Source organism: Ruegeria sp. CDSC085 (assembly GCF_059610465.1).
This window is the reverse complement of record NZ_JBXWNR010000010.1, coordinates 83,858-107,405: the sequence shown is the minus strand read 5'-3', so window position 1 is coordinate 107,405 and position 23,548 is coordinate 83,858. Positions and strand designations below refer to the sequence as shown.

The window sequence follows — 23,548 nt, the reverse complement described above, 5'->3', positions numbered from 1 at the left end:
CGATCTTCTGTATTTGCCCAGTTACCCGCGTGCCCGCGTCTGCTTGCTGATCCAGTTTCCAAAAGCCTGAACCGCGTCGTTCTTCTGACCAGTTGGCGTCGCAATGTAATAGGCGCTGTTCGACGTGTTGGTGATCTGGCCGATTTCGGTCAGAACGCCGGATGCCACCTCTTCTTCAATCAAATAAGAGGGCAGAATAGCGGCACCCAAACCGACGACTGCGGCTTCGATCAGCATCGAGAACTGGTCAAACCGCATCCCCAGAAAAACCGCCCCCGGATCCATCCCGAGCTGAGAGTGATAGGTGGACCACAGCTCGGGGCGCGAGGTCAGATGCAAAAGCGGCAGATCAAAGGTTTGCGCGCGGGTGTCCAGCCTGTGACGCCTCAGCAACTCGGGTGCTGCCGTGACCACCAGATGCTCGGGGAACAACCTGCGCAATTGCGCACCCGGCCAATCCTCCTGCCCGAAATGGATTGCCAGATCCATGCGTCGTTCTTCAAGGCTGAAAGGCGTCGTGTAGGAGTGCAGGTCCAGTTCAATCCCCGGATGGCGCATTTTGAAATCCGGCAGGCGCGGCACCAGCCACCGCGTCGCAAAGGTGGGCAGTACAGCCAAGGTCAATAGCGACGCTCCGTCTCCTGCTGCAATTGCACGGTTGATCGTGCCACTGAGACGCTCAAGGTCACCTGCCAGCTCGTCTCGCAAGGCCCGCCCCGCTTTTGACAAGCGCACGGCCCGACCGACCCGCCGAAACAGCGTAACGCCAATCGCGGCCTCAAGCTCTCGGACCTGACGGCTGATCGCGCTTTGGGTCACACCAAGCTCCTCGGCCGCCATTGTATAGCTTTCATGGCGCGCGGCGGCTTCGAAACTGCGCATGAGCGCAAGAGATGGCAGTGAGTTGATGCGGGGCATGACATTCATGAGTTTTAGTCACTGAAAGGATACTTATTGGCGTATTTTTCTCAAGTGACTTTCTGGCTAAAACCAAACTCATCTGCAGAGGAAGTTATATGATGTTCCAGCGCGCTGACCGGTTGAGCGGTATCGAATTGTCGGAAATCGTCCAGATCTCAGAGGCCGCCGCCTGCCTGCGCGCTGAAGGGCGCGATGTTCTGGCGCTGTCAACCGGCGAACCGGACCTGCCTACACCGCCTTATGTGGTCGAAGCTGCGCATTCAGCGGCACTGGAAGGTAAAACCAAATATCCACCCACTGCCGGTGTGCCTGCACTGCGCGCGGAAATCGCCCGACAAGCGGGCACCGAGATGACTCAGGTCATCGTATCAACAGGCGCTAAACACGTAATCGCAAATGCGATGCTGGCCAGCCTTAACCCCGGCGACGAAGTCATCATGCCTGCACCCTATTGGACGAGTTATTCCGATATTGTCCGCATGGCAGGTGGGGTGCCGGTGGTTTTGCCTTGCCCGATGGAGCAGGGCTTTAAACTGCTGCCTGAACAATTGGAGGCCGCCATCACACCGCGGACGCGCTGGCTGATGCTGAATTCGCCCTCGAACCCGTCAGGCTCGATTTACTCAAAAGCAGAAATTTCAGGACTATTCGAGGTGTTGGAACGCCACACTCACGTCTGGATTCTGGCGGATGAGATTTACCGCCATCTCAGCTATGTGCCTTTCGCTTCAGTGGCCAAGGCCGCCCCGGCGCTGACCAATCGCGTGCTGATCGTCAACGGTGTGGCCAAAGCCTGGTCAATGACCGGATGGCGCATTGGCTGGGGTATCGGACCGACCGATCTGATCAGAGCCATGGTCGCTGTACAGGGACAGGTCACATCGGGGGCATGCTCAATCTCACAATGGGCCTCGCTGGCCGCGATCACTTGCGAACCCGGGTTGCTGGAAGAGCGTCGCGCCCTCTTTGCCACTCGCCGAGACCTGGTCGTAGACGGGTTGAATGCGGTGCCCGGATTGCGCTGTTCAGCACCGGACGGGGCGTTTTATGCCTTTCCGTCCTGCACTGATCTGCTGAAGGAACAAGGCGGGCCATTTGACAGCGACGCGGAATTCTGCACGTGGTTGCTGGAAGATGCCGGCGTTGCCCTGGTGCCCGGCCGCGCCTTTGGAATGCCGGGCCATCTTCGCCTGTCGTTCGCTTATGCCGAAGATACAATTGCAGCGGGCCTTGCACGTCTGAAAACCGCTGTGGAAAGGAAACTTGCATGAAACCTCAATCCGCCCCGCATCTCGGTCCCTTCACCTGGGACGACCCGTTCCTGATGGAAGACCAGTTGGCCGAAGACGAACGCATGGTTCGTGACGCTGCACATGCCTACGCGCAAGATAAGCTGCTGCCTCGGATAACTGCCGCGTTTGCCAATGAAGAAACCGACCCAGCCATCTTTCGCGAGATGGGCGAGATGGGGTTGCTGGGAACAACCATTCCCGAGGAATATGGCGGTATTGGGTCCAGCTATGTGACCTATGGTCTGGTCGCGCGCGAGGTCGAGCGTGTGGACAGCGGCTACCGCTCAATGATGTCGGTGCAATCCAGCCTGGTGATGTATCCGATTTACGCCTACGGCACCGAAGATCAGCGCACGAAATACCTGCCGAAACTGGCAAGCGGCGAATATATCGGCTGTTTTGGGCTGACTGAACCCGATGCCGGTTCCGACCCCGGTTCGATGAAGACAATCGCAAGGAAAACCGAGGGCGGCTATGTACTGAACGGGTCGAAAATGTGGATCTCGAACGCCCCGATCGCGGACGTGTTCGTTGTTTGGGCCAAATCCGAGGCGCATGGCGGCAAGATCAAGGGCTTTGTTCTGGATAAGGGAACGGCTGGGCTGTCGGCCCCCAAGATCGAAGGCAAGCTGTCTCTGCGCGCCTCGATCACCGGTGAGATCGTGATGAACAATGTCGAGGTCAGCGAAGACGCCCTGCTGCCCAATGTCGAAGGTCTGAAAGGCCCATTCGGCTGTCTGAACCGTGCGCGTTACGGCATTGCATGGGGGTCAATGGGCGCAGCCGAGGCGTGCTGGCACGCGGCCCGGCAATATGGGTTGGACCGCAAACAGTTCGGCCGTCCGCTGGCGCAGACACAACTGTTTCAACTGAAGCTTGCCAACATGCAGACCGAGATCACGCTGGGCCTGCAAGCCGCGCTGCGCGTGGGTCGCCTGATGGACGAAGCCCGCGCCGCGCCCGAGATGGTCAGCCTGATCAAACGAAACAATTGCGGCAAGGCGCTTGAGATCGCCCGTCATGCCCGCGATATGCATGGTGGCAACGGGATCAGTCAGGACTTCCACGTGATCCGTCACATGGTGAACCTTGAAACCGTCAACACCTATGAAGGCACCCATGACGTGCATGCCCTGATCCTAGGTCGTGCGCAGACAGGTCTGCAAGCCTTCGCCTAAGGACATCTGACATGGATCGCGCCGCAATCGTGCATGACAATTTCCTGCGCCGGGTTGCAGCGCGGGACTTTCCTGAAGGGACTGCTCCGTCAGGTCCTCTGACCGGCCCAGAAGCCGTTGCGCTTTTCAGGGCGCAATGCCTGAGCCGGGCGCTCGATCAGCAAAGCCGAGCGATGCAGAAGGCGGGTCAGGGGTTCTACACGATCGGGTCGTCCGGGCATGAGGGCATGGCGGCTGTTGCCGCAGCCCTGCGCCCGACCGATCCGGCCTTCCTGCACTACCGCGATGCGGCATTCCAGATTGCCCGCTCGGATCAGGTGCCGGGTCAAAGCCCGACATGGGACATTCTGCTGTCCTTTGCCTCGTCCTCCGAAGACCCGATCAGTGGCGGGCGCCACAAGGTTCTGGGATCAAAAGCGCTGTGCATTCCACCGCAGACCTCGACCATCGCCAGCCACCTTCCCAAGGCGGTTGGCGCGGCGTATGGCATTAGCGCAGCGCGTCGTCGCCGTCCGGAACATGCAGATATGCCGGACGACGCCATCGTCTTCTGTTCCTTCGGTGATGCCTCGGCCAACCATTCCACCGCACAAGGTGCGTTCAACACAGCGCAGTGGACGTCTTTCCAGTCAGTACCCCTGCCCCTGCTGTTCTGCTGTGAAGACAACGGAATCGGTATCTCGACCAAAACGCCGAAAGGCTGGATCGCGGCCACTTTCTCGGGTCGCCCCGGCCTTAAGTATTTCTCGTGCAACGGGTTGGACATGTTTGACTCCTACCACGTTGCGCAACAGGCGGCCGACTATGTGCGCAGCCGAAAGAAACCCGCCTTTCTGCATGTTCGGACTGTTCGTCTGTACGGTCACGCCGGGGCCGATATGCCAACCACATATATGCCAAAGGCCGAGGTTGAGGCCGAAGAGGCCAACGACCCGCTGCTGCATTCCGTGCGCCTGTTGGATCAGTTCGGCGCGATGAGCCCGGAACAGGCGCTAGGCGTCTATAATGATACCTGCGCCCGGGTTGCCCGCGTGGCCGATCAGGCAGTCACTCGCCCTCGCCTGCAATATGCCAAAGAAGTGATGGCCAGCCTGATCCCGCCCGCGCGCCCATGCGCACCAACCAATGGCCCAGCACCCGAGCGTCGGACCGAGGTGTTCGGCAGCGACCTCAAGGCACATTCCGAACCGCAGATCATGTCGCGATTGATCAACTGGGCACTGACCGATCTGATGCTGGAACATGGCGAGATCGTCATGATGGGCGAAGATGTCGGGCGCAAGGGCGGCGTTTACGGCGTGACCCAAAAGCTGCAAACACGGTTTGGCCCTGACCGGATGATCGACACATTGCTGGACGAACAGTCGATCCTGGGCCTGGCGATCGGCATGGCTCAGAACGGGTTCACGCCAATGCCTGAAATCCAGTTTCTGGCGTATCTTCACAATGCCGAGGATCAGCTGCGTGGTGAGGCCGCCACCCTGCCCTTTTTCTCGAATGGTCAATATACCAACCCGATGGTCGTGCGCATTGCCGGGCTGGGGTATCAAAAAGGGTTTGGTGGACATTTCCACAACGACAACTCGGTTGCTGTATTGCGAGACGTTCCGGGCCTGATACTGGCCTGCCCGTCGAACGGTGCCGACGCCGCGCGGATGCTGCGAGAATGCGTGCGCCTCGCGCGTGAAGAACAGCGGCTGGTCGTCTTCCTCGAACCCATCGCGCTTTACCCGATGCGGGACCTGCACGAGGCCGGAGACGGCGGCTGGATGCAAACCTATCCCGACCCTTCTGAAAAGATCGGCTTCGGCGAGGTAGGTGTGGAGGGTGACGGCAACGATCTTGCAATTGTCACATTTGGAAATGGCGTCTATCTCAGCCATCAGGCACGCCAAGCGTTGCAGGCTGACGGGATCAATACCCGGATCGTTGATATGCGCTGGTTGTCCCCATTACCCAAAGCGGCACTGACACAGGCCGTGACCGGGGCCAAACGCATCCTGATTGTAGACGAAACCCGTCATCATGGCGGTGTGGCCGAAGCTCTCATGGCGCATTTCCACGAAACCACCAATGTGCCGCTGGCCCGAATTACCGCCGAAGACAGCTTTATTGCCACCGGTCCGGCCTATGCTGCAACCATGCCATCGAAAGACAGCATCGAAGCAGCCGCGCGATCCTTGATGGAGGCCGGCAAATGAGTTCCGCCAAACAAACTGCCGTTGTCATCTGCCCCGGCCGAGGTACCTATAACAAGCCCGAACTGGGTGTTCTGGGTCGGCAATTCAGCGACAAGGCCCTTCTGGCGCGCTTTGATGACATGCGGCGCGCGCAGGGGCAAGACACCCTCAGCGAACTGGACGGTGCCGCACGATATTCCATTGCCAAGCACACGCGAGGCGACAATGCATCCGCCCTGATCTACGCCGCTACTCTGGGCGATTTCCGCGCCATCAATCCTGACAGAATCGAAGTGGTTGCGGTGACGGGAAATTCGATGGGCTGGTATTCGGCGCTGGCCTGCGGCGGTGCGCTATCAGCCGAAGGAGGGTTCGAGGTGGTCAACACCATGGGCACTCTGATGCAGGAAAACATGATCGGTGGCCAATTGATCTATCCTTTCATGGATTCCGACTGGCGTCCTGATCAGGCCCGCAAGGCAGAGCTGCTTGCCTTGGTGGATGACATTGACCGAACCGATGCAACGCTGACCCTGTCGATTGATCTGGGCGGCATGTTGGTACTTGCAGGCGACGACGCCGGTTTGGCCGTGTTCGAAAAGGCCGTACCTGTGGTTCAGGAACGTTTTCCCATGCGATTGGCCAACCATGCCGGGTTCCATTCGCATCTTCAGGCTCCGGTCTCGGCGCAAGGCCGCACGCAACTGGGCGCTGGCTTGTTTCGGCAACCGGACCTACCCCTGATCGACGGTCGTGGCCGGATATGGTGGCCCGGAGCTTGCGACCTGAATGCGCTTTGGGATTACACCCTGGGCCATCAAGTGACCGAGACTTATGATTTCACCCATGCCATAGCGCAGGCCGCGCACGAGTTCGCACCGGATCTGTTCATTGTCACCGGTCCCGGCACCACACTGGGCGGTGCCGTCGCACAAAGCCTGATCCTGACAAATTGGTCCGGACTGTCGGACAAGTCCACGTTTCAGTCTCGCCAAAACAGCAGTCCGATTCTGTGCTCAATGGGAATGGAGGATCAGAGGAAACAGGTGACATGAAGGTGCGGGCCTGCCGGTCAGCTTTAAAGCCTGCGTGCAGGAGCTTTCATTCGCATGGCCTTTCGCCGGGTTTGCCAAGCAGTCTCAGTAAAACGGCGCAGGTATGCTGGCTTGTATGTGCCGCCGCTATTCAATGCGATAGAAACGTTCTGATGTGCCGCGAAATACGTCGTCCAGCATCGACTCCGGGATGAGTTCCTCGTGTCGGGAAACGACTTCTTTGTAAGTTGAGGTAAGGCTGTCGACCGGGAAGTTCGATCCGAACATGCAGCGATCGGCGCCGAACTGAGACAAGCAGGTAGAAACGATCGGCGAGACGCTTTCAGCGTTCCAGTTGTGGTCGAACATTCCGAGGCCGGAGAGTTTGCAACAGATTTGTGGCAGGCTTGACAATGCCGTCAATTCATCTGCCCACACTCGCAAACCTTGCGGAGTCCGATCGTACGGCGAACCTGCGTGGCAGAGTGCGATCCGGGTTTCCGGGGCCTGTGCGAGGACATTCGCGGTTTGACCCATCAGCTCTGGCAGCAGTTGAAGATCAAAGGACAGCCCCCGGGTGCCTAGTTGCTTCAAACCAGTCAAGAACTTTGGGTCTTCAAGTAGCGCGTTCGTGCCAGTTGAGGCGTCTTCACCCGGAGCGCGGCCAATAATCTGACGAACGCCGCGCACCGAAGGCAGGGTTTGAAGACGGTCTAGCTGTGCATCCAGATCATCAGAGGTCAGATCGCAGAATGCCACTTGCACCAACGGCCAGTCCGGGAACTGGTCGGCAACGGATTGTACCCACTGCGCCTCGGCCCAGGGGTCAGCAGCACCGACCTGAATATGTACCGAAGCGCTGAACCCCAAGGCTATGGCGTCTGCGCGAAACTCCGGGAGCATATAGTCCCGCTGGATGGAAGACGGGTCGCCGAAAAACCGAACTGTACCTTTCTCCAAAAGCCAAGGATAGTTCACGGCCGAAAGGTCCCACAGGTGGTGATGCGCATCTATCCTCATGATGCTTCAATCCCGGTGGTGCGCGCCAGAATGTCTACACCTTGCCCTTTCCAGAAATGCAGCAAGTCGATGAATATCCAGTTTTCGGCCAGCTTGTCTTCGACGCGGCGATAGATATCGATCACCCTGAATTCACCGGGTTTTCCGGTGGCTGGCATCCCCATGAAACCCCCTGTGGGCGTAGCAGTAAAGTTGGGCCATCCAAAGAAGCCACCGTAATGCCCTTCGGCCAGGCGGCAGACGTGATTGGTCTTTGATCGATCTGTGAAAGCGGCGCGAAACGGTCCAGAGTGTTGCCTGGCATAGCGTTCGATCGTGTAGGTCGCGCCAATTCCTTCGGGCCCCCACCAGATCATGTCCTGGTGCCACGTTCGCGCCAATTCTTCTTCCAGCGACAGTCCGCTGTCCCAGCGGCCCAGATCCGCAATCATCGCGTTGATGACCGCCAGTGTCTTTTCGCCTTCGTCTGCGGGTTGTTCATCAAGCAGCAATCCATCATGCGACCTTGGTCCGGGCTGCACCAAATGTGCTGCTGTCTGAGGGGGGAACGGGTTCTGGCCAGCTTGGACCATCAGGTGCGGGATGTCGAAGAACATCGCGGTTTCGACAATTCTGTCACCAGCTACTTTGTAAAACGCGCAATAACGCAGGAACGCCAATTTTCCGTTTGGGCGAATACCTAACCACGGTCGATCGAACAGCCCCATCAAATGGCCCATGGCGACAACCCAAACGTCGGTCTCTCCGCGCAACGCGTTTTGCCCCGCAAACAGAATATCCACACGGTTCTGCAAGTGAGCTAGACTGCCCTTCAGCGGCTGCCAGAATTGCTGGGCAACCTGTTCGACGCCGTTGATTTCATTGAACGGATGAAAGCCGCGCCACTTCAACTCTGAAGCGCAGAACTGGCTCATTACCTTCGGAGTTTCTTTCTCCGCTGCGGAATCCATTACGGTATGAAACGCAGAGACAAGTTTTTTTTCTGTCTGAAAGTTCACGGTATTTACCATTTTAGTCAAAGTGTTGCGAGGGGTGACAAGCCAGTTTGAGTCGGACTCTTCCTGTAGTTTTGCATACGCATGCAAAAAAGTCTTGCCTGATTTGGTACATGCGAATTACAGTTTTGCAAACGTATGCAAAATGATTCCTTGCAGGGGGCACCATGGCGGAAATTCAATTGCGGAACGTCGGCAAGCGATGGGGCTCATTTGTTGGGGTTCACAATTTCGACCTGACCATTGCTGATCGCGAGTTTCTGGTCCTACTCGGCCCCTCGGGTTGCGGCAAGACAACGACGATGCGGATGATCGCCGGACTTGAGGACGTGACCGAGGGCGAAATCCTGGTCGATGGGAATGTGATCAACGATCTGGAGCCGAAGGACCGCGACGTTGCGATGGTGTTCCAGAGCTACGCGCTTTATCCCAACATGAACGTCTATGAAAACATCCGCTTTCCGCTGAAGGTGCGCGGCATCGACCCGTCGACCCACGACGAAAAGGTACGCCGCGCCAGCGCGATGGTCGAGCTGGACGATTTTCTACATCGCAAACCCGCCGAGCTCTCAGGTGGTCAGCGACAGCGAGTGGCGCTCGCCCGTGCTATCGTGCGCGAACCAAATGTGTTCCTGATGGACGAACCGCTGTCGAATCTTGACGCCAAACTGCGGGTCTCCACCCGGGCGCAGATCAAGAACCTCAGTCACGAGCTGGCTGTCACCACCATTTACGTCACCCACGACCAGATCGAGGCCATGACCCTTGCTGACCGCGTCGTCGTGATGAAACAGGGCGTGGTTCAGCAGGTCGGAAGCCCGACCGAAATTTATGACCGTCCCGCGAATACTTTCGTCGCCAGCTTCATCGGTTCACCAGCAATGAATTTGATGGATGGCGAAGTTGCCGACGGAATATTCCGCGCCGAGCATGTCGAAATTGCGGTGGACGCACCGGATGGCCCAATGACACTGGGCTTCAGGGCCGAAGATGCCAGCCTTGCCGATGGGAAAGGTCAGATCACCGCTCCGATCTATACACTGGAATTGCTGGGCGACGCGACCATGATCTCGGTTCGGGTAGGCGGAGCTCTGGTCTCGGTGAAAGCAGACAAAGCATTCCGCGCCGAGATTGGCGAAACGGTCTCGTTCTCGGTGCCGACAGAAATCTGTCACCTCTTCGAAGCTGGAAGTGGTGCGCGGATCGGGGGCTGACCCCACAAATGGCCCGAAAGGGCATAACACCGGTCCGGACGTCGACGACGGACCGATCCTGACAGGGAGAAACCTATGAAACTCAAGACGATCCTCATGGCCGGAGCCATGTCCATCGCCGCCACCGGCGCGTGGGCAGATTGCGCCTTTGAAAATGATGTACCGCTGAAATCACTGTCCGCCGGTTTTGAAGCCTGGAAGGCGGTCACCGATGCGATGGCAGAATGCGGCAATTTCAGCGCATCGCTGGACCAGGAATTCCGCGAAAAGCAACCTGAGGCATTTGCCGCTGATCCGGCGCTTTATCAGATCGGCGGTGTTTCGAACGCAACTCTGGTGCCTTTGCTCAACGCCGGTACGATCCGTCCGCTGGACGATCTGGTCGAGAAGTACGGTCAGGATTTGCTGCCCAATCAGTTGATCAAAGTTGATGGCAAGACCATGGCGATTGCGATGATGGTGAATGCGCAGCACCTGATGTATCGCGACGATGTTCTGGCTGAACTGGGCATCGAAGAGCCCAAGACATATGGCGATGTTCTTTCCGCGGCTGCCAAGATCAAGGAAGCCGGCGTCATGGACTATCCCATTGGTGGGACGTTCAAGACCGGTTGGAACCTTGGTCAGGAGTTCGTCAATATGTATTTGGGCGAGGGCGGTTCGTTCTTTGGTGACGGCAACATGCCTGCCATCAACAATGAGCAAGGCGTAGCAGCGCTTGAGACATTGAAGGCCATGACCGAGTACATGGACCCGGAATATCTGGTCTCTGACTCGACCTATGTGCAGCAGCAGTTCCAGCAGGGCAAGATCGCGATGGCAAACCTTTGGGCCAGCCGTGCAGCCGCGATGAATGATGAGGCCGAAAGCCAGGTCGTTGGCAAGGTGACCATGGCCGCGGCTCCAATGGGATCGGCGGTTCCGGCGACCACAATCTGGTGGGACGGTATTGTTCTGGCGTCGAACATGAGCGACGAAGAAGCAGATGCTGCCTTCCGCGTCGCACTTGAGGGCATGGACTCCGATACGGTCAGTGCGAACAACGATGTCGCCGTATGGCTGAGCACGGCCTATTCGGCAGGTCCTTTGGCTGCAGGTGCTGCAGCGTCCGCTGAAGGCGGTGCCAAGGCTTACCCGGCTTCCGGTCCTATGGGCATCATGCACACCTCGTTGGGTAACGGACTGGCCGACTACCTGACCGGTGCCAAAGACGCGCAGACGACTCTGGCCGATATCGAGGCAGACTACGTCACTGCCGCGAAAGAAGCGGGTCTGATCAGCAACTGATCCTCCCTTGGGAGGGCTACGGCCCTCCCATCCCTTTTCCTCGAGAACCATTAGAAAGGCAGAGCCATGAATTTCCGGACATTCGCCGTCTTTGTCGGTCCCTCTGTCTTTATGATGCTTCTCTTCATCGCGTTCCCGTTGATCAGCGTGTTCAAGCAGAGTTTCTATGTCACCCAGCCGATCTATGAGACCGTCGAAAAGGAAACCTGCACACCCGGATTCCTGACGCAGACCTGTGTGACCGAGCAAGTGTCACAGCCGAAGCTGGACGAGCATGGCGAGATTATTACGCAAACCCATTATGTCGGCTTGCAAAGCTATCGCAACGTGCTGGAGCCTGAGCGCGCATGGCGTGCCATAAGCGACGGCAGTTGGCATGTGTTATCCACCATCAATTTCTGGAAAGCGTTGCGGTTCACTTTAACCTTTACGCTGATTACTCTGCCGCTGGTGGTCGGGTGCGGGCTAGGGATTGCGATCCTGATCAACAATGCCGCGCGATCGATCCGCGGACCGGTGATTTTTGTCTCACTGCTGCCGTTTATCATTACGCCGGTTATCGGTGTACTGTCGATCAACTGGCTGTTCCGTGGCGACGGTATCCTGACTGCGATGATGGAATGGTGGCTGAACCGTGACATAGCCCTGTTCGCGCAGGCCTGGACGATTGAAGTTCTCATGATGATCTACCGCGTCTGGCACGTTGCGCCTTTTGCCGCCATCATCTTCTATGCCGGTCTGCAAACGGTCAATCAGGACAGCCTGGAAAGCGCCGTAATAGACGGAGCGACCCGCTGGCAGCGGCTGAAGTACATCGTCATCCCGCATCTGATGCCGCTGATCATCTTCGTGTCGATGATCCACCTGATGGACAGCTACCGCGTGTTCGAAGAGATCGTCGGCTTTTCGAGCCAGGGCTACGTTATCTCACTGCAATGGCTGACCTTCGACTACCTGACGCCGGATCAAGCCGGCAACCGGTCGATCAGCCGGGCTTCGGCCAACTCGATGCTGACCATGATTGGCGTCGTCGTCCTGCTTATCCTTCCGCTACGCCGAACCTGGCGTGATCACAAAGGAAGTCACTGATATGTCCTCGCGTGCGCTCCGGCAGCCTTTAAGTCTGCGGCTGACCTCAAACATTTTTCTGGCATTCTGGTGCCTGATCGCAGCCTTCCCGATCTTCTGGATCGTGGTGATGAGCTTCAAGTCACCCGTCGATGCATTCGACAGCAACGCGCTGAACGTGATCTTCGGGCCGGCGACGCTGAGCGTCGGAAAGGGTTTGTCGCTGCTGGATATCATTCTGGGCATTGCGGTTATCTGGGGCACGATCCTCGCGGCAACCAGAACGTTACCTTCAATGGTCAGATCCTACACCAAACCCGGACAGGAATGGTTCGGCTGGCTGATCGGTGTGCTGGCCTTGCTGGTGGGTTTCCTGCTGGTGTTCTTCGTCGTCCTGCCTGCAATCCTGAACCTGTTGAACCCGCTGTTTGGCCCTCTGGGACGGGATGTGCTTGGCCTGACGACCGAGCATTACAAAACCGTCTGGATCGACCGGGGCTTTTCAAACAACTTCAAGAACTCGCTGATCGTAACGACGGGCGTGGTGACAGTGTCGCTGACCGTGGGCACATTGGCAGGCTACGGCCTGGCGCGGTCAGGATCAACTTTGGCCTTCTGGATCCTGATCGTTGCACTGGTGTTCCGGGCGCTGCCGCATTCTGTTCTGGTGGCAGGCTATCTGCCGGTGTTCATAAACTCGGCAGAATGGCTGAGCCCGATCTTAGGGGAAAACGCACCAACCTTGTACGGCAAGCCTTTTGCGGTAATCGCTGTTCTGGTTGCGATCAATCAACCCTTCACGATCTGGATGCTACGCTCGTTCTTCCAGAACATCCCGTCCGAATTGGACGAGGCCGCCCGCGTGGATGGATGCAGCCATTTTCAGGCCTTCCGCCGTGTCATCATGCCGGTGATGTGGCCGGGTGTCATAACCACGGGTCTGTTCAGCTTTCTGCTGGCCTATAACGACTTTCTTGTCACCGCGTTGCTGTTGGACGCGCAGAACCAGACCATGGTTCCCGCCATCGTCGGCATGTTCAACCGCGAGACCACGACAACCGACCAAGTGGTTGCCGTGGCCGCCGCCGTGTCGATCACCGCTCCTCTGATCTTCCTTGTCCTGATCTTCCAGCGCCAGATCGTAAGCGGCCTGACAGCCGGGGCAGTCAAAGGCTGATGAGCAACAAGGCCCGACATAATGCCATGTCGCGCCATCCGGCGCTGAGCAGGATGCCAAGGGACTTTCTGAGCATTGGGGCCGCACGTCCCAATCCCTTCCCTCGGCAACCTGAAAGGATAGAAAGATGAAAGGTTCCCGTCCCGAACAAGCGGTTCTGACCCGCGACACGGACATGAGCAAAACCGACGACACACGCCGCGTGATCGAAACAATGGTGGATGGTCTGAACGACCACCGTATCGACGATATCGGAGAATTCTTTGCCCAAGGCTTCCGCTGGATGGGCAATCAAGGCTGCGGAACCAAGACCGGCCTGGAAGAGTTTCAGGACAACTGGCAACGCCCGTTCCAAGCGGCGTTTTCGGACAAGACCTGTATAGACGAGGCACGTCTTTACATGGGTGAATGGGCAGCCGCGTTTGGCCGTCAGGAAGCCACGCATTCCGGCGAGTTTCTGGGCATCGCCCCCACGGGCAAGCGTGTCGAGATCAGGTACATGGACTTCTGGAAAGTGGTCGACGGCAAGATTGTCGACAACTGGGTGAATGTCGACTTTGCCCACGTTGCGGCTCAGCTGGGCGTGGACCTGTTCAACGGCGAAGGCTGGGAAGCATTTGATCGGGGTGAGAAACGTCCGCCCCGGCCGCAAAACTGAGGATTGGAAAGATGGCAATCGAGTATCTTAAACGCGGCAAGTCCGATGCGGATCGGGCAGAGGATGATGCCAAGACCCGTGCCGTGGTTGAGGCGACACTGAAAGACATCGAAACCCGCGGGGATGCCGCGGTGCGTGAGTTGAGTGAGAAGTTCGACAACTACTCGCCAACCTCGTTCCGCCTGAGCCAGCAGGAAATTGATGACCTGATCGGGCAATTGTCCGATCGTGAGCTGGCCGATATCAAGTTCGCGCAGGAACAGGTGCGCAACTTTGCGCAGGCTCAGCGGGATTCAATGCTGGACATTGAGGTCGAAACCCTGCCGGGCGTTATCCTTGGCCATAAGAATATCCCTGTGCAATCGGTTGGATGCTACGTTCCTGGCGGCAAGTTCCCGATGGTCGCCTCGGCGCATATGTCGGTAGCGACCGCCTCGGTGGCAGGGGTGCCGCGCATCATCGCATGCACGCCCCCGTTTCAGGGCAAACCCAACCCAGCGGTGATTGCCGCCATGCATCTTGGAGGCGCGCATGAGATCTATGTCATGGGCGGCATTCAGGCGATTGGCGCGATGGCACTGGGTACCGAGACGATCGATCCCGTTCATATGCTGGTTGGTCCCGGCAACGCGTTTGTGGCCGAAGCCAAGCGCCAGCTGTTCGGGCGCGTAGGTATCGATCTGTTCGCAGGTCCTACCGAAACGATGGTCATCGCTGACGAGTCCGCCGCAGATGCGGAACTCTGCGCCACGGATCTGCTTGGTCAGGCCGAACATGGATACAACAGCCCCTGTGTGCTGCTGACCAATTCTCGCAAACTGGCCGAAGACACGATGGCCGAAGTTGACCGCCTGCTGGGTATCCTTCCGACAGCAGACACCGCCAAAGTGTCGTGGGATGAATACGGCGAGGTGATTGTCTGCGATACCTATGACGAGATGTTGCGGGTTGCCGATGATATTGCCTCGGAACATGTGCAGGTGATGACTGACCGCGACGACTGGTTCCTTGAGAACATGACCTGCTATGGGGCGTTGTTCCTTGGGCCGCGCACCAATGTTTCGAACGGGGACAAGGTGATTGGCACCAACCACACGCTGCCTACCAAGAAGGCCGGGCGATACACTGGTGGGCTTTGGGTTGGTAAGTACCTGAAGACGCACAGCTATCAAAAGGTTCTGACCGATGAGGCCGCAACGCTGATCGGCGAGTATGGTTCGCGCCTGTGCATGCTCGAAGGGTTCGTTGGTCACGCTGAACAGTGCAACGTTCGTGTGCGCCGATATGGCGGAATCAATGTTCCCTACGGTGCGCCGGCCCCTTACCGGGACGCTGCTGAATGAGTGACAAACATACTCATCACAAGGCCCTGATCGAACCGCTCAGGGCTGCGATGTACGATTTCAATGAGGCGGGTGTACGTCGGGCTTTCGCGGATATCACGTCGCCGGATGCCGTGTTCCGTCTGTGTCATCCCTTTGGGGACAGCATCGGCAGTGATGCTTTCTATGACATTGGGTATAAAGACTTGCTGGCGGCCTGGCCCGATCTTGAGCGTCGGGATTACATCGTCATGGCCGGGCCGGATGCGTTCGGTGCAGATTGGGTCGGATGCAGCGGGTATTACACCGGTGTTTTCATCGGCCCTTGGCTGGATATCCCACCAACGGGTCATCAGGTCACGATACGGTTTCACGAATTCTACCGATTCGAAAACGGCAAGATCGTCGAGATGCAGGCGCTGTGGGACATCCCCGAAGTTATGATGCAGGCGGATGCCTGGCCGATGGCGCCAAGTCTGGGCCGCGAATGGCACGTCCCGGGACCTGCCACTCAGGATGGGTTTGTCCCTGGTCCTTATGATGCGGCCAAGGGAAAACAGACCTGCCAGCAAATCATCGACATGCTGGAGCATCTCAAGAAACACCCGTCCCAGGGTGGCCCCGAGGTGATGGAGATGGAGCGGTTCTGGCACCCGCGCATGAACTGGTACGGTCCTTCGGGCATCGGCACCGGGCGCGGGTATGCAGGGTTCCGCAACTGGCATCAGATTCCGTTTCTGAACGGTATGCCGGATCGCGGGCAGTTTGTGGACGACATCACCTATCACTTCTTCGGTGACGGGGAATATGCGGCCGTGACTGGCTGGCCCAACATGATCCAGACCGTCACAGACGATGGTTGGATGGGCATCGCTCCATCAGGCAAGAAGATCACCATGCGCAGCCTCGATTTCTGGCGTTTGGAAAACGGCAGGATCCGGGAAAACTGGGTGCTGGTTGATTTGCTGGATGCCTACCGGCAGCTTGGCGTTGACGTCTTTGCCCGTCTGCGGGAATTCAACAAGGCTCGAAATATGGGCCGCATTGAAATACCGGATGGAATGAACTGATGACGGAATTGCCACGCACCCCTTCGTTTTCCCTGAACGGCAAATCCGCCCTCGTTACCGGAGCTTCATCTGGTATCGGTCAGGGCTGTGCAGTGGCTTTGGCCGAGGCAGGCGCGCATGTCGTCTGCGCGGCCAGAGGCAAGGACCGTTTGAACGACACTGTCGCTGCCTTGCAGGATCACGGCTGGTCGGCCGAAGCACTTGTGATGGATCAGGGTGATCTGGGCGCATTGGAACAGCTTTTCGCGTCGCGCTGCTTTGATGTCGTGGTGAATTCGGCCGGGATCGCACGGCACAGCGCGGCCATCGAAACCACGCCCGATGACTTCGATGTTGTCACCAATGTCAATTTGCGTTCGGCCTATTTCCTGTCCGCCTACGCCGCCCACGCTTTGATCAAGGCAGGAAAGCCGGGATCGATCATCCACATCTCCAGCCAAATGGGGCATGTCGGTGGGGTCGACCGGGCACTTTATTGTGCAACCAAGCATGGCCTGGAGGGCATGGTCAAATCCATGGCGATCGAGTGGGGTAAACAGGGCATTCGGATCAACACGGTCTGCCCGACTTTCATCAGAACCCCCCTGACCCAATCCACTTTCGACAATCCTGAACGTGCCGCTTGGATCATGGACAAGATCAAGCTGGACCGGATCGGAGAAGTCGAAGACATCATGGGCGCGGTGCGGTATCTCGCGTCAGACGCCTCTGCTCTGGTCACTGGTACTTCGATGTTGATTGACGGGGGTTGGACAGCAGATTGATGGCTAGAAAGGTCACATCTCTTCAGGTTGCGCAGTTGGCTGGTGTCAGCCAGTCCGCCGTCAGCCGCGTTTTCACGCCTGGCGCTTCTGTCAGCAAAAAAACCGAGGAGAAAGTGCGCAAAGCCGCCGCTGAACTGGGCTATCGCCCAAACGTTCTGGCCCGCGCCATGGTATCCGGGAAAAGTCGCATCATCGGATTGGTGGTCGCCTATCTGGACAACTACTTCTACCCAGAAGCGCTTGAGAAACTGTCAAATGCCTTGCAGGAACAGGGCTATCACGTTCTGATCTTCATGGCCTCCAGAACCGCTGGAAACATAGACGACGTGATGGAGGAAATTCTCGATTATCAAGTCGATGGCGTCATTCTGGCCTCGGTTGCGATGTCGTCGGATATTGCAACGCGGTGTCAGCAGGCGGGTGTGCCGGTGGTGTTGTTCAACCGCAGTCAGGATATCGACGGGATCACCTCGGTTACATCGGACAACTACGCTGGCGGTCGTAAGGTGGCCGAGTTCTTTATCGCCGCTGGTCACAGACGCATCGCCTATATTGCCGGGTGGCAGGGCGCTTCAACACAGCGAGATCGCGAGGCCGGCTTCCGGGCCGCGCTCAGCGATGCGGGCCAAGAACTGTACGCTCACGACATCGGTGAGTTTCACACTGAGAACGCACGCCTCGCGGCCCGCCGTATGTTTGATGTCGAACCGCTGAAACGGCCTGATGCCGTGTTTGTTGCCAATGATCACATGGCGCTTGCGGTCATGGACGTCATTCGGTTTGAGTTAGGAATGCGTGTGCCCGAAGACGTGTCTGTCGTTGGTTACGATGACGTCCCTCAGGCCGGATGGCTTGCCTACAATCTTACGACCATTCGTCAGCGGGCCAATTTGATGGTTTCCGAGACCGTGGATGCTCTGCTGGACCATATTGAAAAACCGACAGCTGCTGCGGCGCGTAAAGTCGCCATTGATGGGCCGCTGATCGTGCGGACTTCGGCCCGATTGCCCAAGGGATGGGCCCCACAAAGGACAGAGACATGAAAGGCTTCGATCCAAAATTCCGGGATTTTCCGGATTACATCATCGGCATCACCAAAGAGATATGGGAAGACCGGGGGATCGCCACGCTGCATGAATATTACAGCGATGACATCGTCGTCCGTTCGCCCGGTTCGGTCGTTTTGGGCAATCAGAATGTCATTGGGGCCACAATGGCAACGCTGGCCGAGTTTCCAGATCGGCAGCTGCTGGGCGAAGACGTGATCTGGTCCGGCACACCGGAAGAGGGCATGCTGAGCTCTCATCGCATCATTTCAACGGCCACGCATTTGGCCGAGGGCGTCTATGGCAAGCCAACCGGCACCAAGCTGCGTTACCGGATTCTTGCGGATTGCCACGCCATCGACAATCAGATCAACGATGAATGGCTGATCCGTGATCAAGGCGCGATTGTACGCCAGATGGGCTGGGATCCCAAGGAATACGCCGCGAATCTGATTGCCCGCGAAGGAGGCAAGGAGAACTGCGTCAAGCCTCTGACCCCCGAAATCGATCAGCCTGGACCATACAAAGGCCATGGGAATGACAACGAATGGGGGCAGCGCTACGCCGACATTCTGACGCGGATCATGAATGCAGATATGGGCGTGATCGGTTCAGAATATGACCGAGCTGTTCAATCAGAATATGTGGGTGGCGTAACAGGGCATGGCTGGCAGGCCGTCGACCGTTTCTGGATGGGTCTGCGGGCGAGTTTTCCGAACGCAGAATTCAAGATTGAGCATCAGATCGGGCGAGACGACCCTGATATGCCTCCGCGTGCGGCAATTCGCTGGAGCCTATGGGGCAAACATGATGGCTGGGGCGTGTTTGGGGCGCCGACTGGTGCACAGGTTTATGTCCTCGGTATCAGCCACGCTGAGTTCGGCGCACTGATTGCGGGGCAGCCGCAGTTGCGTCGTGAATACACTATTTTCGATGAAACCTCGGTCTGGAAGCAGATCCTGTTGCAGAGCGGAGAAGTCTGAGTGGGCCGTCCGGTCTCATATCGCATCCTTTCAGGCGGTCTGTCCGAGCCCCGGACCATTCGACGTTTCCATATGTACCGTCAAAGCCTTAGGGCGCGGAGACTGAACCTGCGCCCGCCCGGAGAGTAAGGGCGTGTCCTGCTCGGGCACACGAGCTTTCTTTCCAAAAACGTTAAATCGGATCGTACGTCATGACAAAATCATCCATCCCTTCCCGCATAGTCCGCTATGGCGAGCTTCAACCCTGTAAAACCGCTTTTATCGATGCCCACACTCCCGGCAGCGATCAGAAAGAGAATTTCACGATAATCGGCGGCGGCGTCTCGGAATCTCCGGACCAGCATGTCCACATCACCGACAAGATCGGCTTCAACATCGGAGCCGCGGGGCAGCCGCCGAAGTGCCGAAACTCACTGCACAGCCACACCACGGCCGAGGTCTTTTTTGTTGCCAAGGGTCGTTGGCGGTTTTTTTGGGGCCGCTATGGCACGGCCGGGGAATTCATCGCCGAGGAAGGGGACATCTTCAACATTCCAACGGGGATTTTCAGGGGCTTTGAGAATGTCGGCCAGGATTACGGAATGATCATGTCAATCCTGGGCGGAGACGATGCGGGCGGCGGCGTCACATGGGCGCCTCAGGTAATCGAAGATGCGCAGACACATGGTCTGATGCTGGGCGACAATGGCGTTCTGTACGACTCCAAACAGGGCCAGGACCTGCCCCATAATGTCCGTCCGATGCCTTTGCTGACCGAAGAACAACTGAAAAGCTATCCTGAGGTTCCCGTCGAGGATGTGGTCAACAAATACGTCGCGCGGTATTGGGATCTGATGGCGTTGTCGGCCAAAAAGCCCGCAAAGGTGATTGGCGAAAACGCAATGATCAAGGACAAACCCGGATTTGCGGTCGACTTCCTAGGACGAGGATCCTCGGTGACCCAACCGATTGCCGCAGAGAAACCGGTGGTTCTGATGCCGGCCAGCGGTCACTGGCGTGTTGCGATTGACGGGTACGAAACCACGATCTCGGTGGGCGACACGGCCTTGGTTCTTCCCGGCGAAACCTATGGCGTTCGACCATCGATGACCGGACAGGCGGGCCTGTACCGCATCACCGCAACCGATGACCCGGCAGGAGCGACCTGGACAGGATGAACGCGGACCCGAATGACACCCACGCCGTTTATGAGCGACAGGCAACAGAGTATGACAGGCGCCGTTCAAAGGCCCTGTTCGAAGCGCGCTGGTTGGCGCGCTTCACTGCCAGCCTGAAGCCGGGTGACCGCGTATTGGATCTGGGCTGTGGCTCGGGCGACCCCATTGCACGGTGGTTCATGGCAGAAGGATTTGATGTCACAGGCATCGATTTTTCCGACGCCATGCTTGCCATTGCGCGGGGCCGTTGGCCCGCTGGGGACTGGCGCAACGCGGATATGCGGAGCTTTGAATTGGATCAACAGTTCGAAGGTATCATCGCCTGGAACAGCTTCTTTCACCTTACGGCGGATGAGCAAAAAGACTGTATCGCCCGGATGGCGCGCCATTTGCGGCCCAAAGGAATGCTCATGCTGACTGTCGGACCTCGTGCCGGAGAGGTCAGCGGCACGGTGGGATCAGAACTTGTGTACCACGCCTCGCTGTCCCCGGCGGGTTACGCCGAGTGTCTCGAGAAAAACGGGCTGCAAATGACCGGATACCTGGCCGAAGACCCTGAAGCCCAAAGCCACACGATCCTGATGGCACGAAAGATCTAAGGAGGTCCCAATGACCGTAAAAACCACACATGTTGGCTCTCTGCCCCGAACGCAGGACGTCGTGGATTTTATTTTTGCCCGCGAAAACGATGAACCCTATGACACAGGCGCCTTTGATACCTGCATGGCCAACACCGTGGCCGAAACGGTGCGCAAACAGGTCGAAGCCGGTGTTGATATTGTCAGCGACGGCGAAACTTCGAAAATCTCCTATGCGACCTATGTCAAGGATCGTTACGCCGGGTTTTCGGGCGACAGCCCTCGTAACGCGCCGGCAGACTTGAAAATGTTCCCCGGCTTTCTGCAAAGACTGGCCGATGACGGCGGTACGCCACAATACGCAAGGCCGATGTGCACGGGTGAGGTGCGATCAAAGGGGCAAGGCGAGTTACAAAAAGACATCGCCAACCTCAAGGCGGCCATGGCTCGGCACGGGGCCGAGCGTGGTTTCATGAATGCCGCGTCTCCCGGAGTGATCTCGCTGTTTTTGCAGAATGATTTCTACCCGACGCGCGAGGCCTACCTGGCTGCGTTGGCCGACGCAATGAAAGAAGAATATGAAACCATCGTTACTGCCGGTTTGGACCTGCAACTGGATTGCCCCGACCTCGCCTTGTCGCGCCACATGCTGTTCACCGACCTGTCGGACGATGAGTTCATCAAGATAGCCAACATGCATGTCGAGGCCCTGAACCACGCGCTTCAGAACGTCCCGCAGGATCGCGTACGGGTACATATATGCTGGGGCAACTACGAAGGCCCGCATTGCTGTGACATCGCCATGGACAAGGTTTTCAACACCCTGATGGCGACCAAGTCGCGCTATGTCCTGTTCGAAACATCGAATCCGCGGCATGCCCATGAATGGACTGTCTTCCGGGACCGCAAGGCCGAGATTCCCGATGACAAGGTGCTGGTGCCCGGCGTGGTCGACACCACAACCAATTTCGTCGAACATCCCGAACTTGTGGCCCAACGGATCGACCGGTTCACAGAAATCGTGGGGGCGGACCGGGTGATCGCGGGCAGCGATTGCGGCTTTGGCACTTTTGCGGGATTCGGCGCCGTTGATCCCCAGATCGCCTATGCCAAGCTGGCGGCGTTGTCCGAAGGGGCAAAGCTGGCCTCAGCATGAAACCTCTGATCTTCTTGCCGGGCATGATGTGTGATGCCCGGCTTTTTGGCCCCCAGATCAATGCTCTGTCGGGCAGAATGCCCGTGATGACCTTTCCGTTGTCTCACCACGACAGCGTTGAGGCCATGGCGCACGATATCCTCAGAAATGCGCCACCGGTTTTCACGCTGGCCGGGTTGTCCATGGGGGGTATCGTGGCGATGGAAATAGCGCGCCAAGCCCCTGAACGTGTTTCGCATCTGGCTTTGCTTGACACCAATCCACTGGCGGAAAAGCCAGAGGTAAAAGCGCGTCGCTCGCCCCAGATGTCCGCCGTTCGCAACGGTCAGCTGAGGACCGTGATGCGTGACGAGATGAAGCCCGGTTACCTGGCTGATGGACCGAACCGGGAGGCGATCCTGGATCTGTGCATGGCAATGGCCGCCGACTTGGGCCCTGACGTTTTCATAAGTCAGTCCAAGGCACTTATGAACCGCCCTGACCAAAGCAAGACACTGACGGCTTATACCGGAAGGGCTATGGTTTTGTGCGGGCGTGAAGACCGGCTTTGCAATGTTGAACGCCACCGACTTTTGCATGACCTGCTGCCACAAAGCTCGCTCGAGATCATCGACGACGCGGGTCACCTCCCGACTTTGGAACAACCTGAAAAAACAACAGCGGCGCTGTCCCGCTGGCTGGAGGACACATGACCCCGACCCTTTTGTCTTTGCTCCGCAAAGTCGACACACCAACTGTCTGCAATGCCATCGAGGTGGCGCAGGGCAAGCGCGGGTTCGACAGGTTCACGCGTGGCACCATGCTAAGCTCTGCCCCCGAAGGGCCTGCCATCGTCGGCTATGCCCGCACTGCCAAGATCGCTGCGGTCAATCCCCCGACCGAGCCGCCCGAAGTCATCAAAGCCCGACGTATGGCTTATTACAAGTACATGGCCGAGGCACCCGGCCCTTCAATCGCCGTGGTCGAGGATCTGGATTATCCTGATTGTATCGGCGCTTACTGGGGTGAGATCAATACGACAGTTCACAAGGGATTCGGCATGTCGGGGGCTCTGACCAATGGTGTCATGCGGGATCTCGGGGATTTGCCCCAAGGGTTCCCGGTTGTCGCTGGTTCCATCGGACCGAGCCATGGTTTCGTCCACGTCCGCGAGGTTGACACTCAAGTTTCGATTTTTGGTCTGACAGTTGAGTCTGGTGATCTGGTTCACGCCGATCGTCATGGCGCTTTGGTCATACCGAATGATGTCGTCGATCAATTGGAAGGTGCTATCCAAAAGCTTTTGGCGACAGAACGTATTGTTTTGGACGCAGCCCGCGAGCCCGCGTTTGATTTCGAAGCATTCGAAACCGCCTGGGCCGCCTTTGAAAAAGCAAGGGTCTGATCGCGGGGGCAGAGACAATGAAAGCCGATTGGGTGAAAAACACTTACAGGTCCCTTACTCGTCA

General features: G+C 57.7%; 22 protein-coding genes. 19 read left to right on the top strand and 3 right to left on the bottom strand.

Features of this window, described 5'->3' with window-relative positions; all coding sequences use genetic code 11:
* Positions 1-21 precede the first annotated feature (21 nt).
* Complete coding sequence (locus AC2FJB_RS15205) at positions 22-927, bottom strand: LysR substrate-binding domain-containing protein (RefSeq protein WP_496818601.1); 906 nt, start codon at positions 925-927, stop codon at positions 22-24.
* Positions 928-1,016: 89 nt separating this feature from the next.
* On the opposite strand from AC2FJB_RS15205, the gene AC2FJB_RS15200 reads away from it, so the two are divergent.
* From AC2FJB_RS15200 to AC2FJB_RS15185, 4 genes are read left to right on the top strand one after another with little or no spacing between them, the layout of a single operon-like run.
* A complete protein-coding gene (locus AC2FJB_RS15200) occupies positions 1,017-2,192 on the top strand; it encodes a pyridoxal phosphate-dependent aminotransferase (protein ID WP_496818599.1) in 1,176 nt (391 codons plus the stop codon).
* Positions 2,189-3,391, top strand: coding sequence for an acyl-CoA dehydrogenase (locus AC2FJB_RS15195; protein WP_496670387.1), 1,203 nt, complete (start codon positions 2,189-2,191; stop codon positions 3,389-3,391). Before AC2FJB_RS15200 ends, AC2FJB_RS15195 begins: the two co-directional genes overlap by 4 nt.
* An 11-nt stretch (positions 3,392-3,402) precedes the next feature.
* Entirely contained in the window at positions 3,403-5,592 is a 2,190-nt protein-coding gene (locus AC2FJB_RS15190) for a dehydrogenase E1 component subunit alpha/beta (protein WP_496719397.1), read from the top strand.
* Complete coding sequence (locus tag AC2FJB_RS15185; protein WP_496719396.1) at positions 5,589-6,626, top strand: ACP S-malonyltransferase; 1,038 nt, start codon at positions 5,589-5,591, stop codon at positions 6,624-6,626. The genes AC2FJB_RS15190 and AC2FJB_RS15185 overlap by 4 nt, the downstream gene beginning before the upstream one ends.
* 126 nt (positions 6,627-6,752) lie before the next feature.
* On the opposite strand, the gene AC2FJB_RS15180 is transcribed toward AC2FJB_RS15185, so the two are convergent.
* Together AC2FJB_RS15180 and AC2FJB_RS15175 are read right to left on the bottom strand one after the other, a co-directional pair.
* Positions 6,753-7,625 carry an amidohydrolase family protein gene (locus tag AC2FJB_RS15180; protein WP_496719395.1) on the bottom strand — a complete coding sequence of 291 codons (873 nt, stop codon included), beginning with the start codon at positions 7,623-7,625 and terminating at the stop codon, positions 6,753-6,755.
* On the bottom strand, positions 7,622-8,575 hold the full coding sequence (locus AC2FJB_RS15175; RefSeq protein WP_496719394.1) for a nuclear transport factor 2 family protein: 954 nt from the start codon (positions 8,573-8,575) through the stop codon (positions 7,622-7,624). Before AC2FJB_RS15175 ends, AC2FJB_RS15180 begins: the two co-directional genes overlap by 4 nt.
* Before the next feature lie 212 nt (positions 8,576-8,787).
* Between AC2FJB_RS15175 and AC2FJB_RS15170 the strand changes: the two genes are divergently transcribed.
* The 15 genes from AC2FJB_RS15170 to AC2FJB_RS15100 all read left to right on the top strand — a co-directional run bounded on the left by AC2FJB_RS15170 (position 8,788) and on the right by AC2FJB_RS15100 (position 23,484).
* A complete protein-coding gene (locus AC2FJB_RS15170; RefSeq protein ID WP_299897768.1) occupies positions 8,788-9,834 on the top strand; it encodes an ABC transporter ATP-binding protein in 1,047 nt (348 codons plus the stop codon).
* Between the two features lie 75 nt (positions 9,835-9,909).
* On the top strand, positions 9,910-11,121 hold the full coding sequence (locus AC2FJB_RS15165) for an ABC transporter substrate-binding protein (RefSeq protein WP_299897765.1): 1,212 nt from the start codon (positions 9,910-9,912) through the stop codon (positions 11,119-11,121).
* Positions 11,122-11,187: 66 nt separating this feature from the next.
* Positions 11,188-12,210, top strand: a complete 1,023-nt coding sequence (locus tag AC2FJB_RS15160) for a carbohydrate ABC transporter permease (RefSeq protein WP_299636542.1) — start codon at positions 11,188-11,190, stop codon at positions 12,208-12,210.
* 1 nt (position 12,211) lies between these two features.
* Positions 12,212-13,366 carry a carbohydrate ABC transporter permease gene (locus tag AC2FJB_RS15155; RefSeq protein ID WP_496719393.1) on the top strand — a complete coding sequence of 385 codons (1,155 nt, stop codon included), beginning with the start codon at positions 12,212-12,214 and terminating at the stop codon, positions 13,364-13,366.
* A gap of 127 nt (positions 13,367-13,493) precedes the next feature.
* Positions 13,494-14,024, top strand: a complete 531-nt coding sequence (locus AC2FJB_RS15150) for an ester cyclase (RefSeq protein WP_299897757.1) — start codon at positions 13,494-13,496, stop codon at positions 14,022-14,024.
* Positions 14,025-14,035: 11 nt separating this feature from the next.
* Positions 14,036-15,367, top strand: coding sequence for a histidinol dehydrogenase (gene hisD, locus AC2FJB_RS15145; protein WP_496719392.1), 1,332 nt, complete (start codon positions 14,036-14,038; stop codon positions 15,365-15,367).
* Positions 15,364-16,416: an ester cyclase gene (locus AC2FJB_RS15140; protein ID WP_496719391.1), complete on the top strand. Its 1,053-nt coding sequence runs from the start codon at positions 15,364-15,366 to the stop codon at positions 16,414-16,416. Before hisD ends, AC2FJB_RS15140 begins: the two co-directional genes overlap by 4 nt.
* A complete protein-coding gene (locus AC2FJB_RS15135; protein ID WP_117873048.1) occupies positions 16,416-17,180 on the top strand; it encodes an SDR family NAD(P)-dependent oxidoreductase in 765 nt (254 codons plus the stop codon). Before AC2FJB_RS15140 ends, AC2FJB_RS15135 begins: the two co-directional genes overlap by 1 nt.
* Positions 17,180-18,223: a LacI family DNA-binding transcriptional regulator gene (locus AC2FJB_RS15130; RefSeq protein ID WP_299897748.1), complete on the top strand. Its 1,044-nt coding sequence runs from the start codon at positions 17,180-17,182 to the stop codon at positions 18,221-18,223. Before AC2FJB_RS15135 ends, AC2FJB_RS15130 begins: the two co-directional genes overlap by 1 nt.
* The gene (locus AC2FJB_RS15125) at positions 18,220-19,209 is read left to right on the top strand and encodes a nuclear transport factor 2 family protein (protein ID WP_117873046.1); all 990 of its coding nucleotides are present in this window, start codon (positions 18,220-18,222) and stop codon (positions 19,207-19,209) included. Before AC2FJB_RS15130 ends, AC2FJB_RS15125 begins: the two co-directional genes overlap by 4 nt.
* Before the next feature lie 191 nt (positions 19,210-19,400).
* Positions 19,401-20,366 (top strand): cupin domain-containing protein, encoded by a 966-nt coding sequence (locus tag AC2FJB_RS15120; RefSeq protein WP_496719390.1) that lies wholly within the window; start codon positions 19,401-19,403, stop codon positions 20,364-20,366.
* The gene (locus tag AC2FJB_RS15115; protein WP_117873044.1) at positions 20,363-20,965 is read left to right on the top strand and encodes a class I SAM-dependent methyltransferase; all 603 of its coding nucleotides are present in this window, start codon (positions 20,363-20,365) and stop codon (positions 20,963-20,965) included. Before AC2FJB_RS15120 ends, AC2FJB_RS15115 begins: the two co-directional genes overlap by 4 nt.
* 10 nt (positions 20,966-20,975) lie before the next feature.
* Complete coding sequence (locus tag AC2FJB_RS15110; RefSeq protein ID WP_496719389.1) at positions 20,976-22,100, top strand: cobalamin-independent methionine synthase II family protein; 1,125 nt, start codon at positions 20,976-20,978, stop codon at positions 22,098-22,100.
* Entirely contained in the window at positions 22,097-22,792 is a 696-nt protein-coding gene (locus tag AC2FJB_RS15105) for an alpha/beta fold hydrolase (RefSeq protein WP_117873042.1), read from the top strand. The genes AC2FJB_RS15110 and AC2FJB_RS15105 overlap by 4 nt, the downstream gene beginning before the upstream one ends.
* Positions 22,789-23,484, top strand: a complete 696-nt coding sequence (locus tag AC2FJB_RS15100; RefSeq protein WP_117873041.1) for an RraA family protein — start codon at positions 22,789-22,791, stop codon at positions 23,482-23,484. Before AC2FJB_RS15105 ends, AC2FJB_RS15100 begins: the two co-directional genes overlap by 4 nt.
* The last annotated feature ends 64 nt before the right edge of the window (positions 23,485-23,548 follow it).

What these genes read in the sequence shown, in the direction of transcription:
- AC2FJB_RS15205 (WP_496818601.1), bottom strand. Translation starts at nt 927, where the DNA reads ATGAATGTCATGCCCCGCATCAACTCACTGCCATCTCTTGCGCTCATG.
- AC2FJB_RS15200 (WP_496818599.1), top strand. Translation starts at nt 1,017, where the DNA reads ATGATGTTCCAGCGCGCTGACCGGTTGAGCGGTATCGAATTGTCGGAA.
- AC2FJB_RS15195 (WP_496670387.1), top strand. Translation starts at nt 2,189, where the DNA reads ATGAAACCTCAATCCGCCCCGCATCTCGGTCCCTTCACCTGGGACGAC.
- AC2FJB_RS15190 (WP_496719397.1), top strand. Translation starts at nt 3,403, where the DNA reads ATGGATCGCGCCGCAATCGTGCATGACAATTTCCTGCGCCGGGTTGCA.
- AC2FJB_RS15185 (WP_496719396.1), top strand. Translation starts at nt 5,589, where the DNA reads ATGAGTTCCGCCAAACAAACTGCCGTTGTCATCTGCCCCGGCCGAGGT.
- AC2FJB_RS15180 (WP_496719395.1), bottom strand. Translation starts at nt 7,625, where the DNA reads ATGAGGATAGATGCGCATCACCACCTGTGGGACCTTTCGGCCGTGAAC.
- AC2FJB_RS15175 (WP_496719394.1), bottom strand. Translation starts at nt 8,575, where the DNA reads ATGGATTCCGCAGCGGAGAAAGAAACTCCGAAGGTAATGAGCCAGTTC.
- AC2FJB_RS15170 (WP_299897768.1), top strand. Translation starts at nt 8,788, where the DNA reads ATGGCGGAAATTCAATTGCGGAACGTCGGCAAGCGATGGGGCTCATTT.
- AC2FJB_RS15165 (WP_299897765.1), top strand. Translation starts at nt 9,910, where the DNA reads ATGAAACTCAAGACGATCCTCATGGCCGGAGCCATGTCCATCGCCGCC.
- AC2FJB_RS15160 (WP_299636542.1), top strand. Translation starts at nt 11,188, where the DNA reads ATGAATTTCCGGACATTCGCCGTCTTTGTCGGTCCCTCTGTCTTTATG.
- AC2FJB_RS15155 (WP_496719393.1), top strand. Translation starts at nt 12,212, where the DNA reads ATGTCCTCGCGTGCGCTCCGGCAGCCTTTAAGTCTGCGGCTGACCTCA.
- AC2FJB_RS15150 (WP_299897757.1), top strand. Translation starts at nt 13,494, where the DNA reads ATGAAAGGTTCCCGTCCCGAACAAGCGGTTCTGACCCGCGACACGGAC.
- hisD (WP_496719392.1), top strand. Translation starts at nt 14,036, where the DNA reads ATGGCAATCGAGTATCTTAAACGCGGCAAGTCCGATGCGGATCGGGCA.
- AC2FJB_RS15140 (WP_496719391.1), top strand. Translation starts at nt 15,364, where the DNA reads ATGAGTGACAAACATACTCATCACAAGGCCCTGATCGAACCGCTCAGG.
- AC2FJB_RS15135 (WP_117873048.1), top strand. Translation starts at nt 16,416, where the DNA reads ATGACGGAATTGCCACGCACCCCTTCGTTTTCCCTGAACGGCAAATCC.
- AC2FJB_RS15130 (WP_299897748.1), top strand. Translation starts at nt 17,180, where the DNA reads ATGGCTAGAAAGGTCACATCTCTTCAGGTTGCGCAGTTGGCTGGTGTC.
- AC2FJB_RS15125 (WP_117873046.1), top strand. Translation starts at nt 18,220, where the DNA reads ATGAAAGGCTTCGATCCAAAATTCCGGGATTTTCCGGATTACATCATC.
- AC2FJB_RS15120 (WP_496719390.1), top strand. Translation starts at nt 19,401, where the DNA reads ATGACAAAATCATCCATCCCTTCCCGCATAGTCCGCTATGGCGAGCTT.
- AC2FJB_RS15115 (WP_117873044.1), top strand. Translation starts at nt 20,363, where the DNA reads ATGAACGCGGACCCGAATGACACCCACGCCGTTTATGAGCGACAGGCA.
- AC2FJB_RS15110 (WP_496719389.1), top strand. Translation starts at nt 20,976, where the DNA reads ATGACCGTAAAAACCACACATGTTGGCTCTCTGCCCCGAACGCAGGAC.
- AC2FJB_RS15105 (WP_117873042.1), top strand. Translation starts at nt 22,097, where the DNA reads ATGAAACCTCTGATCTTCTTGCCGGGCATGATGTGTGATGCCCGGCTT.
- AC2FJB_RS15100 (WP_117873041.1), top strand. Translation starts at nt 22,789, where the DNA reads ATGACCCCGACCCTTTTGTCTTTGCTCCGCAAAGTCGACACACCAACT.